At 69.9% G+C, this 14,227-nt stretch carries 12 protein-coding genes; 9 read left to right on the plus strand and 3 right to left on the minus strand.

Annotated elements, in window-relative coordinates; genetic code table 11:
- Nucleotides 1–72 precede the first annotated feature (72 nt).
- Nucleotides 73–831, plus strand: coding sequence for a MerR family transcriptional regulator (locus tag ACH4FH_RS25230; RefSeq protein WP_398558156.1), 759 nt, complete (start codon nucleotides 73–75; stop codon nucleotides 829–831).
- 47 nt (nucleotides 832–878) lie between these two features.
- Here the strand turns inward: ACH4FH_RS25230 and ACH4FH_RS25235 are convergent, their stop codons facing one another.
- Nucleotides 879–1,244, minus strand: a complete 366-nt coding sequence (locus ACH4FH_RS25235; RefSeq protein ID WP_398558157.1) for a YbjQ family protein — start codon at nucleotides 1,242–1,244, stop codon at nucleotides 879–881.
- A 249-nt stretch (nucleotides 1,245–1,493) separates the two neighbouring features.
- Between ACH4FH_RS25235 and ACH4FH_RS25240 the strand changes: the two genes are divergently transcribed.
- Together ACH4FH_RS25240 and ACH4FH_RS25245 are read left to right on the plus strand one after the other, a co-directional pair.
- Nucleotides 1,494–2,213, plus strand: a complete 720-nt coding sequence (locus tag ACH4FH_RS25240; protein ID WP_398558158.1) for a DedA family protein — start codon at nucleotides 1,494–1,496, stop codon at nucleotides 2,211–2,213.
- Nucleotides 2,214–2,787: 574 nt separating this feature from the next.
- On the plus strand, nucleotides 2,788–4,506 hold the full coding sequence (locus ACH4FH_RS25245; protein ID WP_398558278.1) for a threonine/serine exporter family protein: 1,719 nt from the start codon (nucleotides 2,788–2,790) through the stop codon (nucleotides 4,504–4,506).
- Between the two features lie 164 nt (nucleotides 4,507–4,670).
- On the opposite strand, the gene ACH4FH_RS25250 is transcribed toward ACH4FH_RS25245, so the two are convergent.
- A complete protein-coding gene (locus tag ACH4FH_RS25250; protein ID WP_108151010.1) occupies nucleotides 4,671–5,165 on the minus strand; it encodes an inorganic diphosphatase in 495 nt (164 codons plus the stop codon).
- Between the two features lie 86 nt (nucleotides 5,166–5,251).
- Between ACH4FH_RS25250 and dacB the strand changes: the two genes are divergently transcribed.
- From dacB to folE, 6 genes are all read left to right on the plus strand, one after another.
- A complete protein-coding gene (dacB, locus tag ACH4FH_RS25255; protein ID WP_398558159.1) occupies nucleotides 5,252–6,847 on the plus strand; it encodes a D-alanyl-D-alanine carboxypeptidase/D-alanyl-D-alanine-endopeptidase in 1,596 nt (531 codons plus the stop codon).
- A 90-nt stretch (nucleotides 6,848–6,937) separates the two neighbouring features.
- The gene (locus tag ACH4FH_RS25260) at nucleotides 6,938–8,074 is read left to right on the plus strand and encodes a zinc-dependent metalloprotease (RefSeq protein ID WP_398558160.1); all 1,137 of its coding nucleotides are present in this window, start codon (nucleotides 6,938–6,940) and stop codon (nucleotides 8,072–8,074) included.
- Nucleotides 8,075–8,274: 200 nt separating this feature from the next.
- Complete coding sequence (tilS, locus tag ACH4FH_RS25265) at nucleotides 8,275–9,282, plus strand: tRNA lysidine(34) synthetase TilS (RefSeq protein WP_398558161.1); 1,008 nt, start codon at nucleotides 8,275–8,277, stop codon at nucleotides 9,280–9,282.
- Nucleotides 9,283–9,377: 95 nt separating this feature from the next.
- Nucleotides 9,378–9,917: a hypoxanthine phosphoribosyltransferase gene (gene hpt, locus ACH4FH_RS25270; RefSeq protein ID WP_393896572.1), complete on the plus strand. Its 540-nt coding sequence runs from the start codon at nucleotides 9,378–9,380 to the stop codon at nucleotides 9,915–9,917.
- 273 nt (nucleotides 9,918–10,190) lie between these two features.
- Nucleotides 10,191–12,203 (plus strand): ATP-dependent zinc metalloprotease FtsH, encoded by a 2,013-nt coding sequence (gene ftsH / locus ACH4FH_RS25275; protein ID WP_398558162.1) that lies wholly within the window; start codon nucleotides 10,191–10,193, stop codon nucleotides 12,201–12,203.
- A 108-nt stretch (nucleotides 12,204–12,311) separates the two neighbouring features.
- A complete protein-coding gene (folE, locus tag ACH4FH_RS25280; RefSeq protein ID WP_398558163.1) occupies nucleotides 12,312–12,917 on the plus strand; it encodes a GTP cyclohydrolase I FolE in 606 nt (201 codons plus the stop codon).
- A gap of 187 nt (nucleotides 12,918–13,104) precedes the next feature.
- On the opposite strand, the gene ACH4FH_RS25285 is transcribed toward folE, so the two are convergent.
- Nucleotides 13,105–14,220 carry an alpha/beta hydrolase gene (locus ACH4FH_RS25285; protein ID WP_398558164.1) on the minus strand — a complete coding sequence of 372 codons (1,116 nt, stop codon included), beginning with the start codon at nucleotides 14,218–14,220 and terminating at the stop codon, nucleotides 13,105–13,107.
- Between the last annotated feature and the right edge of the window lie 7 nt (nucleotides 14,221–14,227).

The following is a 14,227-nucleotide window of genomic DNA, read 5'->3' on the forward strand; positions in this document are numbered from 1 at the left end:
TTCAGCATCCGGACTTGCACCTCACGTGACGTGAGGACACATCGTGGCGTGCGTACCGGAAAAGGAGCGGAAGTGAGCTATTCGGTAGGGCAGGTCGCCGGGTTCTCCGGCGTCACGGTGCGCACCCTGCACCATTACGACGAGATCGGGCTACTGGTGCCGGGCGCGCGCAACCACGCAGGTCACCGGCGCTACGCCGACGCCGATCTGGACCGGCTGCAGCAGATCCTGTTCTACCGGGAGCTGGGCTTTCCGCTCGACGAGGTCGCGGCACTTGTGGACGACCCCGATGCGGATCCGCAGGAGCACCTGCGGCGTCAGCACGAGCTGCTGAGCGCCCGGATCGGCAGACTCCAGGAGATGGCCGCCGCCGTCGAACGCGCGATGGAGGCACGAAGGATGAAGGTTCGGCTCACACCCGAGGAGAAGTTCGAGGTCTTCGGTGACTTCGACCCCGACCAGTACGCGGAGGAGGCCGAGCGCCGCTGGGGCGAAACCGACGCCTACAAGGAGTCGCGGCGCCGGACGGCCGCCTACACCAAGGAGGACTGGCAGCGGCTGACGGCGGAACTCGACGCCGTCCACCGCCGCATGGCGGACCTGCTCGACCAGGGCGTGGCGGCGGATTCCGAGGCGGCGACGGACGTCGCGGAGGAGCACCGGCAGGTCATCTGCGGCGCCTATTACGACTGCACGTACGAGATCCACACCGGGCTCGGCGAGATGTATGTCGCGGACGAGCGGTTCACGGCCACCTACGAGGCGATCAGGACGGGCCTGGCCCGCTACCTGCGCGACGCGATTCTGGCCAACGCCGTGCGCCGGGTGTGATCCGGTACGGGCCGGGTGCGCCCCGGCCCGTACCGCGGCGCCGCGGCTCAGCTCTTGGGGGCGATCACCACGGCCGTGCCGTAGGCGCACACTTCCGTGCCGACGTCGGCCGCCTCGGTGACGTCGAAGCGGAACATCAGCACCGCGTTCGCACCACGCGAGCGGGCCTGCTCGATGAGCCGGTCCATCGCCTGGTTGCGGGTCTCCACCAGCGTCTTGGTCAGGCCCTTCAACTCTCCGCCGATCATCGACTTCAGGCCCGCGCCGATCTGGCTGCCGACGTGCCGGGAGCGCACCGTCAGGCCGAAGACCTCACCGATCACCCGCTGGACCGCGTAGCCGGGGACATCGTTCGTGGTGACCACCAGGACGTCGGACTGTGACTGTCCGCCGCCGTAGTCCTCGATGCTCATGGCGCGCACCTCCTTGGCGCCAGGATCACCCGGACCGGCGGGCCCGGCCAGCGGCCGGCGGCGAGCGGGTGGCGGCGCGTGGGCGGCGGGCCGCCCGAGTGGCGTACGACACCCCGGCGTGCCACGGAGCGCGGGAGGCCGACTGGAACCAAGGGGCGTCGCCCGGCGTTGATAGCTTTGGGCCGCACCCTGCGCCTGCACCCGTCGCACCGCACGATCCGGCGCCCTCGACCCAGGAGCCTTCACCCCGTGAATACTCTCGCGCTCGGCCCCCAGTGGCTGGACCCGGACTACCTGATCGCGACGTTCGGCCTGATCGGCGTCCTGGTCATCGTCTTCGCGGAGTCCGGCCTGCTGATCGGTTTCTTCCTGCCGGGCGACTCGCTGCTGTTCACCACCGGCCTGCTGGTGACGACGAACAAGCTGGACAAGCCGCTGTGGCTGGTGTGCGCCCTGATCGTGCTGGCCGCGGTCCTGGGCGACCAGGCGGGCTATCTCTTCGGCCGCAAGGTGGGCCCGTCGCTCTTCACCCGCCCGGACTCCAAGCTCTTCAAGCAGGAGAACGTCGAGAAGGCGCACGAGTTCTTCGAGAAGCACGGCCCGAAGTCGCTGATCCTGGCCCGCTTCGTACCGATCGTGCGGACGTTCACGCCGATCATCGCGGGCGTGAGCCGGATGAACTACCGCTCCTTCATCACCTTCAACGTCATCGGCGGCACCCTGTGGGGTGCCGGTGTGACGCTGCTCGGCGCGTCCCTGGGCAACATCGAGTTCGTCCACAAGAACATCGAAGCCATCCTGATCCTGATCGTGCTGGTCTCCGTGGTGCCGATCGCCATCGAGTACCTCCGGGCGCGCGGCAAGTCCAAGAAGGACGCCGCGGCGGGCGAGGCCGGCCCGGCGGACCCGGTTGCCGACCGGCCGCAGGGCGGCGCCGACGGCCGGCGCGGGCGGCACGCCAAGCGCTGACGCCCTCGCGGGGGCCGCACGGCGTGTGTGCGGTAGGGCGCGGCAGGCGGTGGGCCCCTGAGGCCCCGCTCCCGGGGATCGCCTCCCGACTCCGACGCCTCTACCGACCACCCACGCCCCCACCGACTAACGGCTCCCTGCCTGCCGGCCCCTGCACACCGGCTTCCTGCCGCACCGGCTCGGTGCCCGTTCCCTGGGGACAGCCTGTCCCGCCTGCCCCGGGTTCCCCCGCTTCCCGCCTGCCCGGGGCCTGCGTCTCACCCCCACACCCCCGTTTCCTTCGCCCCGGCTCCCGCCGTGTGTCACGCACTCCTCTCCCGGGCACACGACGGACCGTGTCATCGGCGTTCCGTGCCCGCCTCGGGCGGCGGAACGCCGCACCGGAAACGCACGCCCCGAACAAGCGCGGCATTCGGTCATCAGGCATCGTGTCCTTGACGGTCGGCAGGAGGCGTACGAGGAGCGAGGAGACGTGGCGTCGGATCCACAGCGCGGCAAGCGCGGCACCAACGGCACGAACGACCAGACATCCCCCAGCAACGGCTCTAAGAGCGCGAAGAACGGCAGCAGCGCCATCAGCAACACCGGTAAGCCCGGCGAGGGTTCCTCGGACCCGGCCGGCACCCCTGAGGAACACAAGCCCTCGTCGGACGAGGCGCACAGCGCCTTCACCCCGCCGCTGGGCGTGCCGTATCCCCCCGTGCCCGAGGAAGAGCACCCCACCTCCGAATTCGCGCTGCCCGAGGGGCTGCGCCCGGAGACGCCGACCGAGCAGGAGGGTTCGGCGTTCACGCCCCCCGCGGGCACCACGGGCCAGACCCCGGTGCCCAGCCCTTCCGGCTCGACCACCGCGGGCTTCGCCTTCACCCCGCCGCACGGCATCCCGATCGTCAGCCTCACCAAGGAAGTCCCCTGGCAGGATCGGATGCGCACGATGCTCCGGATGCCGATCGGTGAGCGGCCGGTCCCCGAGCGGGTCGAGCGCACCGACGAGTCGGGGCCCGCCGTACCGCGCGTGCTCGACCTCACCCTGCGTATCGGCGAGATCCTGCTGGCCGGCGGTGAGGGCGCCGAGGACGTCGAGGCCGCGATGTTCGGTGTCGCGCACGCCTACGGGCTGGAGCGGGTGGAGCCGACCGTCACCTTCACGCTGCTCTCGATCTCCTACCAGCCGTCGCTGGTCGACGACCCGGTCACGGCCAGCAGGACCGTCCGGCGCCGCGGCGTCGACTACAACCGGCTGTCCGCGGTGTTCCGGCTCGTCGACGACATCACCTCCGAGGGCATCACCCTCGAAGAGGCCTACCGCGGTCTCGCCGAGATCCGCCGTAACCGCCACCCCTACCCGAGCTGGGGGCTGACGCTCGCCTCCGGACTGCTCTCCGGCGGCGCGAGCATGCTGGTCGGCGGCGGGCTGCTGGTCTTCATCGCGGCGGCGGTGGGCTCGATGCTGGGCGACCGCCTCGCCTGGCTCGCGTCCGGCCGCGGGCTGCCGGAGTTCTACCAGTTCGTCGTCGCGGCGATGCCGCCGGCCGCGATGGGCGTCGCCTTCGGCCTGCTGCACGCCAATGTGCAGGCGTCCGCGGTGATCACCGGTGGGCTGTTCGCGCTGATTCCGGGGCGGGCGCTGGTCGCCGGCGTCCAGGACGGCCTGACCGGCTACTACATCACCGCGGCCGCCCGTCTGCTGGAGGTCGGCTACCTCATCGTCGGCATCGTCGTCGGCGTGCTCAGCGTGCTCTACATCGGACTCCAGCTGAATCCCGGCCTGCAGCGGCTCAACCCGGAGCAGGCGCTGGCGGAGTACAACGAGCCGCTGGTGCAGATCGGTGCCTCGATGCTGCTGGCGCTGGCGTTCTGCGTGCTGCTCCAGCAGGAACGTCACACCGTGGCCTTCGCGACCTTGAACGGCGGGGTCGCCTGGGTCGTCTACGGCGCCCTCGACAACGTCGCCGGGCTCAACGCGGTGCCCGCCACCGCCATCGCGGCCGGTCTTGTCGGCCTCTTCGGCCAGCTGCTCTCCCGCTACCGCTACGCCTCGGCGCTGCCCTACGTCACCGCGGCCATCGGCCCGCTGCTGCCCGGTAGTTCCACGTACTTCGGCCTGCTCAACTTCGCCCAGGGCAACCTGCTCGACGGCATCTCGTCGCTGATCAAGGCGGTCTCGCTGGCGCTCGCCATCGCCGTCGGGGTCAACCTCGGAAGCGAGGTCGCACGGCTGTTCCTGCGGGCTCCCGGTGTCGAACTGGTGGCGGGCGGCCGACGCGCCGCGAAGCGCACCCGAGGGTTCTAGAGGCCGCTCTCCGCACCGGGCACCCGCCCGGCCCAGCGGGCGCGACACGCGAACGGGCGGCACCCCCAAGTGGGTGCCGCCCGTTCGCGTACGAAAATCGTAGTGCGCCTGCGCGGGGAACTCAGCGCGCGGCGATCACTGCGGAGCGCCGCGGAACCGCTGGGTCAGTGCGCGCCGCCCTGCGCCTCGAGGCGCTTGTACGAGGCCTCGATCTCGGCCTCGGCCTCGGTGCGGCCGACCCAGTTCGCGCCCTCGACGGACTTGCCGGGCTCCAGGTCCTTGTAGACCTCGAAGAAGTGCTGGATCTCCAGGCGGTCGAACTCCGACACGTGGTGGATGTCCCGAAGGTGCTCCACACGCGGGTCGGACGCCGGCACGCACAGCAGCTTGTCGTCGCCGCCGGCCTCGTCCGTCATCCGGAACATGCCGATGGCGCGGCACTTGATGAGGCAGCCGGGGAAAGTCGGCTCGTCCAGGATGACCAGGGCGTCCAGCGGGTCGCCGTCCTCGCCCAGGGTGTTCTCGACAAAGCCGTAGTCGGCCGGGTAACTGGTCGAGGTGAAGAGTCGACGGTCCAGGCGGATCCGACCGGTCTCGTGGTCCACCTCGTACTTGTTCCGCGAACCCTTCGGGATCTCGATGGTGACGTCGAACTCCACGGGTGGCTCCTCCATGATCAACACATACGTCTGGTGATTAAGTGTCCCCCACGCAGGTGTGTGGTGGCGAAAGGGGCTGGTCCGAGGTGCCGGAGACCAGAACATGGCAGGTCAGATGGCAATCGGCGCAGCAATCCGCGCGGGCGGCGGGGCGGTCGGCGCGGGCGGCGTCGGACGCCGCGCTGCATGCGTGGCGGTCCGCACCGGGCACTACGAGGCAGACCTGGCGGCTGACAGCGGTGTCCGCCGCCACCGGGCTGACGGTCGCGGTCGTCGCGGTGGCGACGACCGGTCCGTGGGACTCGGGTCAGCGTACGGCCGAGCGGGCCCGAGCGGCCGCGGAAGCGGGCACAGGTGGTGAGCATCACGGCAGCCCAGGCAGCCCAGGCAGCCCGGGCAGCCCGGGGAACGCCGGGCCCGCGCCCAGCGCACCGCCCGTGCTGCCCGCGCTCGGCGGGCCGGGGCACGGTGCCTCCGGCCGCGGCGCCGCCCCCGTCCCCACCGGACCCGGCCTCGCCGACGCCCTCGCGCCGCTGCTCAAGGACCCCGCGCTCGGCCCCCTGCGCACCGCCTCCGTCGTGGACGTCGCGGCGGGGCGCGAGGTCTTCGGCGCCAAGCAGAACGAGGCCACCACCCCCGCCTCGACGGTCAAGCTCGCCACCGCCGTCGCCGCCCTGTCCGTCCTCGGCGCGGACCACCGCATCGACACCGAGGTCGTACGCGACGGCGAGGACCGCGTCGTCCTGGTCGGTGGTGGCGACCCGACCCTCACCGCCCGCGCGACGGAGCCGGGAGCCGGGGAGCGGCCCGCGAGCCTGCGTGTCCTGGCTGACAAGGCCGCCCGCGCCCTGAAGAAGAGCCGGACCACCAAGATCACGCTCGGGTACGACGCCTCGGCGTACTCGGGACCGTCCCAGCACCCCATCGGCGCGAACGAGAACATCGCTCCGGTCACCGCCCTGATGGCCGACGAGGCCCGGCTCGACGACAGCGAGCACGGCACCGCACCGCGCGACGCGGACCCGGCGGGGGCGGCCGCCCGCGCCTTCGCCGGACTGCTGCGCGAGCGCGGGATCGATGTCGACGGGGAGCCCGACGGGGCCAAGGCCCCCAAGAAGGCCGACCGGATCGCCAGGGTCCGCTCCTTGCCGCTCTCCGCCCTCGTCGAGCGGATGCTCACCTACAGCGACAACGACATCGCCGAGGGACTGGCCCGGCAGACAGCCCTCGCCACCAAAAAGCCCGCCAGCTTCGCCGGCGCCGGCGAAGCCGTCCACAAGGCCCTCGCGGCGCAGCGGCTGCCGCTGGACGGCGCCGTCTTCGACGACGGCAGCGGTCTGGACCGCGACGACCGGGTCTCCGCGGCCCTGCTCTCGCAACTCCTGCTGCGCGCCTCCGCACCGGAGCACCCCAGCCTGCGCCCGGTCGTCACCGGCCTGCCGGTGGCCGCCTTCACGGGCACGCTCAGGGGCCGTTACGCCGACGAGACGGCGGGCGCGGGCGCGGTGCGTGCCAAGACGGGCACGCTCACCGGCGTGAACACGCTGGCCGGCAGTGTCGTCGACGCCGATGGCAGGCTGCTGGTCTTCGCCTTCATGACGAGCGGCACCACCGACGCCCAGGGCGCCCAACGGGCCCTCGACAGACTCGCCTCGGCGGTGGCGAACTGCGGGTGCCGCTAGGGCGTGTCCGCGACGCCGGTTTGTACGCGGACCGTGCGCGATCCGCCTGGTCGGCTACCCCCGAGCGGAGCGCCCACGTACCGTGAACTCATGACGAGCATCGGTGGTGCGGAGATGGTCGACTGGAATCTCGCGGTTGCGACCGCGACCCGGTTTGTACGGCCGGGTCCAGAGGTGAGCCGGGACGAGGCGCGGGCGATCGTCGCCGAGCTGCGCAAGCACGCCAAGTCCTCCGAGGAACACGTCCGCGCGTTCACGCGGATGGCGCAGCCCGGCACGGAGGGCGAGGCGCCGCATGACACACCGGTCCTCGTCGTGGACCGGCCCGGCTGGATCAAGGCCAATGTCGCCGGCTTCCGGGCCGTCCTCAAGCCGTTGCTGGCCAAGATGGAGGACCGTCGCTCGTCGACCCCCGGCGGCGCCGTGCTCGGCGCGGTCGGCGGCAAGGTGACCGGCGTCGAACTGGGCATGCTGCTGTCGTTCCTGTCCTCCCGGGTCCTGGGCCAGTACGAGACGTTCGCCCCCGCCTCGCGGGACCTGCCCGCCGCGGCCCAGGGCGGCCGCCTGCTCCTCGTCGCGCCGAACGTCGTGCACGTCGAGCGTGAACTGGAGGTCGACCCGCACGACTTCCGGCTGTGGGTGTGCCTCCACGAGGAGACCCACCGCACCCAGTTCACCGCCGTCCCGTGGCTGCGTGACCACATCGAGGGCGAGATCCAGTCGTTCCTCGGCGAGACCGACATCGACCCCGGCACCCTCCTGGAGCGGCTGCGCGAAGCCGCCCAGTCGCTGGCCGGTGCGAAGCCGGAGGGGGAGGAGGGCGAAGAGGGCGGCCGCTCGCTCGTCGACATCGTCCAGACGCCCGCCCAGCGCGAGATCCTCGGCCGTCTCACCGCCGTGATGTCGCTGCTCGAAGGCCATGCCGACTTCGTGATGGACGGCGTCGGCCCCGATGTCGTGCCGTCCGTCGCCGAGATCCGCGAGAAGTTCCAGAAGCGCCGTGCCAGCGGCGCGGGCCGGCTTGACCAGGCCCTGCGCAAGCTGCTCGGTCTGGACGCCAAGCTGCGCCAGTACCGCGACGGCGAGCGGTTCGTCAGCGCCGTCGTCGACGAGGTCGGCATGGACGGCTTCAACCGTGTCTGGACGTCGCCGAACACCCTCCCCACCAAACAGGAGATCGCCAAACCGGCGGACTGGGTCGCGCGGGTGCACCGCAAGGCGGACTAGGCACCGTAGGCGAGCGGCGTGTGCTGGGCACGCCGCTCGGCAGAAGCGCGCCCCTTCTATCACCCGTCTGAGGGACCGTGACCCATGGATAGGCGTGCAATGCTCGGGGAACTGCTCGCCTCTGTCACCATCTAGGCACTCTGTGTGACGATTTCCCGTCCACGGCCCGAGGCTCCCCAGCTGAACGATTGGAAACGGACATGGGTCCCCATCCAGCGGTCGCCGCGATACGCCTGGCGGTCCGCCGCGTACTCCACGACGTACTGAACCATCACTGCGCGCAGGACCGGCACGACTCCCCGCTCGTGCTCGTCGCCTGTTCCGGCGGCGCCGACTCCATGGCGCTCGCCTCCGCCCTCGCCTTCGAGGCCCCGAAGCTGGGCGTACGCGCCGGGGGCGTCACCATCGACCACGGCCTCCAGGAAGGCTCCGAACTCCGTGCGGCCGAGGTCGCGCTGCGACTGCGGGCGCTGCGGCTGGACCCGGTCGAGACCGTCGCCGTGCGGGTGGGCCGGGAAGGCGGACCGGAAGCCGCGGCCCGCGACGCCCGCTACGCCGCCCTCGACGCCGCGGCCGAACGGCTCGGCGCCGCCGCGGTCCTGCTCGGCCACACCCGCGACGACCAGGCGGAGACCGTGCTGCTCGGTCTCGCTCGCGGGTCCGGCACCCGCTCGCTCTCCGGTATGGCCGCGACCGCCGGACGGGACGGCCGCTACCGCCGCCCCTTCCTGGACGTGGACCGCCAGACCGCCCGTAAGGCATGTCTCATCCAGGCCCTGCCCGTCTGGGACGACCCGCACAACACCGACCCCGCCTACACCCGCTCGCGCCTGCGCCACGAAGGGCTGCCCGCGCTGGAGAAAGCGCTCGGCAAAGGGGTCGTCGAGGCGCTCGCCCGGACCGCCCAGCTCTCTCGTGACGACGCCGACGCCCTGGACGCCTGGGCCGCCGACGCCGAGGGCAACGTGCTCGACGACAGCGGCTCCCTGGATGTCGCCGCCCTCTTCGCGCTGCCCCCCGCGGTACGCCGTCGAGTGCTGCGAAGGGCCGCCATCAGCGCGGGCGCACCAGCAGGTTCACTCTTCGCCCGCCACATCGAAGAAGTCGACCGGCTGATCACCGCCTGGCGGGGACAGGGAGCCATCAACCTCCCCGGGCGAGTAGGTGTGCGACGGCAGGGTGGCAGACTGGTCATTCGGCAGGGCTGAGTCGCGGGACACCGAGGCGCCGCCCCGCTTCATGAGTCTCACGACTGACATGAACACCGAACTGAGCGAGAGTGGCACGGGTGGACGACAAGGACATGGGCTCCGACCTTCAGTCGGTACTCATCACCAAAGAAGAGATCGACGCGAAGCTGGGCGAGCTGGCCGCGAAGATCGACGCGGAGTACGCGGGCAAGGACCTGCTCATCGTCGGCGTCCTGAAGGGCGCCGTGATGGTGATGGCGGATCTGGCGCGCGCGCTGTCCACCCCCGTCACGATGGACTGGATGGCCGTGTCCTCCTACGGCGCGGGCACCCAGTCCTCCGGCGTGGTCCGCATCCTCAAGGACCTCGACACCGACATCAAGGGCAAGCACGTCCTGATCGTCGAGGACATCATCGACTCGGGCCTGACCCTGTCGTGGCTGCTGTCCAACCTCGGCTCGCGCGAGCCGGCCTCCCTGGAGGTCTGCACCCTGCTGCGCAAGCCGGAAGCGGCCAAGGTCGCCATCGACGTGAAGTGGATCGGCTTCGACATCCCCAACGAGTTCGTCGTCGGCTACGGCCTGGACTTCGCGGAGAAGTACCGCAATCTGCCGTTCGTCGGCACCCTCGCGCCGCACGTCTACGGCGGCTGAGGAAGCACCACCCGCTCGCCGGCCGCCGTGGCCGGACGAGGGCCCGGACCGACCACTGACGCCGGGCGGGAACCCCCTGGGGTTTCCCGCCGTTGGAGCAGGGGAAGGCGGGATTGTTAACCGTGGGCGGCGTCGTCGGGTGACAATGCTGGGGTACCGTCCGAAGGCAGTCCTTTTTCGGGCCAGTAATACACCGTACGCACGACCAGCTCTCCACAGGGCTGTTGTGCCTCACTGTGGCAGGAGGGACGGGGCCTCAGCGGCTCCGTATGGATGGACGTGAAGCGATACTTCCGTGGGCCGGTCATGTGGATCGTGCTGGCCGTCCTCGCCGTGGTCGTGTTGATGCAGGTCGTCGGCTCGTCCGGCGGCTACAAGACGGTGGACACCGGTCAGGTCGTCAAGGCGATCGCTGACAACAAGGTGAAATCCGCCGAGCTGACGACCGGTGACGAGAACAAGATCAAGGTCGAGTTGTCGGGCGACAACAAGATCGATGGTTCCAACAAGATCCAGGCGAGCTACATCGGCGACCAAGGCGTCGATCTGGCGAAGAACCTGCAAGCCAAATACCAGACCGACGAGATCAAGGACGGGTACACCGTCTCCCCGTCGAAGCAGAACCCGTTCGTCGGTGTGCTGCTGTCGCTGCTCCCCTTCGTGCTCATCGTGGTCGTCTTCCTGTTCCTGATGAATCAGATGCAGGGCGGCGGCTCCCGGGTGATGCAGTTCGGGAAGTCGAAGGCGAAGCTGATCACCAAGGACACCCCCAAGACGACGTTCACCGACGTCGCGGGGGCCGACGAAGCGGTCGAGGAACTCCACGAGATCAAGGAGTTCCTCCAGGAGCCGGCGAAGTTCCAGGCCGTCGGCGCCAAGATCCCCAAGGGCGTGCTGCTGTACGGCCCGCCCGGAACGGGTAAGACGCTGCTCGCCCGCGCCGTCGCCGGTGAGGCCGGCGTCCCGTTCTACTCGATCTCCGGTTCCGACTTCGTCGAGATGTTCGTCGGTGTCGGTGCCTCCCGCGTGCGTGACCTCTTCGAGCAGGCCAAGGCGAACGCCCCGGCCATCGTCTTCGTCGACGAGATCGACGCCGTCGGCCGGCACCGCGGTGCCGGTCTCGGTGGTGGCCACGACGAGCGTGAGCAGACCCTCAACCAGCTCCTGGTCGAGATGGACGGCTTCGACGTGAAGGGCGGCGTGATCCTCATCGCCGCCACGAACCGTCCGGACATTCTCGACCCGGCGCTGCTGCGCCCCGGCCGTTTCGACCGGCAGATCGCCGTCGACCGCCCGGACATGCAGGGCCGTCTGGAGATCCTCAAGGTTCACCAGAAGGGCAAGCCGGTCGCGCAGGACGTCGACCTCACGGCCGTCGCCAAGCGCACCCCCGGCTTCACCGGTGCCGACCTGTCCAACGTCCTCAACGAAGCCGCTCTGCTGACGGCTCGTAGCGACGCGAAGCTGATCAACAATCACTTCCTGGACGAGGCGATCGACCGTGTCGTGGCCGGACCGCAGAAGCGGACCCGGATCATGTCCGAGAAGGAGAAGAAGATCACCGCGTACCACGAGGGCGGACACGCCCTGGTCGCGGCGGCTTCACCGAACTCCGACCCGGTGCACAAGATCACGATCTTGTCCCGTGGCCGGGCCCTGGGCTACACCATGGTCCTGCCCGACGAGGACAAGTACTCCACCACCCGCAACGAGATGCTCGACCAGCTGGCATACATGCTGGGCGGGCGCGCCGCGGAGGAGCTGGTCTTCCACGACCCGACCACGGGCGCTGCGAACGACATCGAGAAGGCCACCGCAACGGCCCGCGCGATGGTCACGCAGTACGGCATGACGGAGCGGCTCGGCGCGATCAAGTTCGGCACCGACAACTCCGAGCCCTTCCTGGGCCGCGAGATGGGTCACCAGCGCGACTACTCGGAAGAGGTCGCCGCGCTGGTCGATGAGGAGGTCAAGGCCCTCATCGAGACCGCGCACAACGAGGCGTGGGAGATCCTGGTCGAGAACCGCGATGTCCTCGACAACCTCGTGCTGACGCTCCTGGAGAAGGAGACCCTGGGCAAGGAAGAGATCGCCGAGGTCTTCAAGCACATCGTGAAGCGCCCGGCCCGCCCGGCGTGGACCGGCTCCTCGCGTCGTACGCCGTCGACCCGGCCGCCGGTGCTGTCGCCCAAGGAGCTGGCGCCTGCCAATGGCTCCGTGACGACCGCCACCGTCTCCACGGAGAAGAAGACGGAAGCCCCCGAGGAACCTCGCTCGGAGAGCTGATCCCGGGGTTCTTACCGGCCCCGGAATGAATGCCGCGCCCCCCAGGTTTTAGCCTGGGGGGCGCGGCATTCCGCGATTCGTGCGGGCGCAGAAGGAACGAGGCACCACATGACGGACCCTGTGACGCTGGCCGGCGACGGCACCATCGGCGTATTCGACGAGAAGCGCGCCGAGAACGCCGTGCGCGAGCTGCTCCTCGCCGTCGGTGAGGACCCGGACCGAGAAGGGCTGCAGGAGACGCCGGCCCGTGTGGCGAGGGCGTACAAGGAGATCTTCGCGGGCCTCTGGCAGGAGCCGAAGGACGTCCTGACCACGACGTTCGACATAGGCCACGACGAAATGGTGCTGGTCAGGGACATCGAGGTGTACTCCACCTGCGAGCACCACCTGGTCCCCTTCCACGGCGTCGCGCACGTCGGCTACATCCCGTCCACCGACGGAAAGATCACCGGCCTGTCCAAGCTCGCCCGCCTGGTGGATGTCTACGCGCGCCGCCCGCAGGTCCAGGAGCGGCTCACCACACAGATCGCCGACTCCCTGATGCAGATCCTGGAGCCGCGCGGCGTGATCGTCGTCATCGAGTGCGAGCACATGTGCATGTCGATGCGCGGTATCCGCAAGCCCGGCGCCAAGACCCTGACCTCGGCCGTCCGCGGGCAGCTGCGGGACGCCGCGACCCGCTCCGAGGCGATGAGCCTGATCATCGGCCGCTGAGCGACGGCGCCGCACCGGCCCAGGGGGCGGTGCGGCGGAGTGCGGCGAGGGCCGGATACGGCGTGCGGGGCTTCCGCGCGCCGTTTTTGCTGTGAGAGGGCGCGCTGCATCGCTGTGACACGCTGCGCGGCCCCGGGCGCACTGACGCCCTTCGGGGCTGCCGCGTACGCCCTCGGGAGGCGCCGCGTCAGACCTTGAGGTGGTCGCCGAGCCAGTCCATGGCGGCGGGGATCTCACGGCGCCAGGTGTTGAAGTTGTGGCCGCCGCTGTCCAGGATGATCGACGCGACGCGCGAGGGCGTCTTCGTCTGCTCGATGAACCTCAGCGTGTGGCGGTAGTTCGGCTCGCCCTGCTTGCTGCTCGTGACCAGGAGGTTCACCGGCGGAGCAGGCAGGTGCTGCTGGCGCCACAGGAGGTTGTTCTCGCGCTCCAGCTGCCGGTCCCCGCCGAAGAGGTCGCCGGTGGTCGCGTCGAGCGGCGCGCGGTAGTTGGCGGAGAGGCCGACGGCCGTGGAGTACGCGTCGGGGTGGCGCATGGTCATCTTCAGCGCGCAGTAGCCGCCGGTGGAGTCACCGATGATGCCCCAGCTCTTGGCCTCGGCACCTATGCGGTAGTGCGTGGAGATGTCCTTGCGCAGGTCCTGGGTGAAGAACGTCTCGGTCTGCGGGCCACGGGGTATGTCCATGCACTCCGTGTCGCGGGGCGGTGCGACGGTCGGGCGCATCATCACCAGCACGGTCGGCTGCGTCTTGCGCTGCTTGACGAGGTCGTGCTGCGCCTGTGGGAAGTGCAGCTTCTTGTAGAGGGCCTCGGCGGTGCCCGGGTAGCCGGTGAGGACCACGGCCGCGGGGAACTTCCGGTGCGCGTACTTCGCCTGGAAGTACTGCGGCGGAAGGTAGACATACGCGGGGCTGTTGATCTTTGACGTCTCGCCGCGGACCAGGACCTTGTCGATCCGCCCGCCGACCGAGGGCTTGGAGCCGCCGGCGACGCTGACGCGCTGGGAGCCCAGCATCTTCAGCTTGGTGCCGTTCGGACCGGTCTCATAGTTGTGGACCACGCCGGGCGCCTGCTCCTGGCCGAAGAGGTCGGCCCAGGAGGCGTAGAAGCCGAAGGAATGGTTGGCGAAAAGACCGATCGAGGCGAAAAGGGAGATCTGGGTGGCCAGCAGCAGACCGATTCGGCCCAGAACGGCGCGCCAGTTTCCCTTGGACAGGCGTGGCCAGAGCCAAATGGTGAGGATGAACAGTGCCACTGCGATGACGACGGCAAGAAGCAGCACTTTCTTGCTGGTGAGACCCATGTGGTGC

It is taken from the genome of Streptomyces sp. NPDC017993 (assembly GCF_044328065.1).
GTDB lineage: Bacteria > Actinomycetota > Actinomycetes > Streptomycetales > Streptomycetaceae > Streptomyces.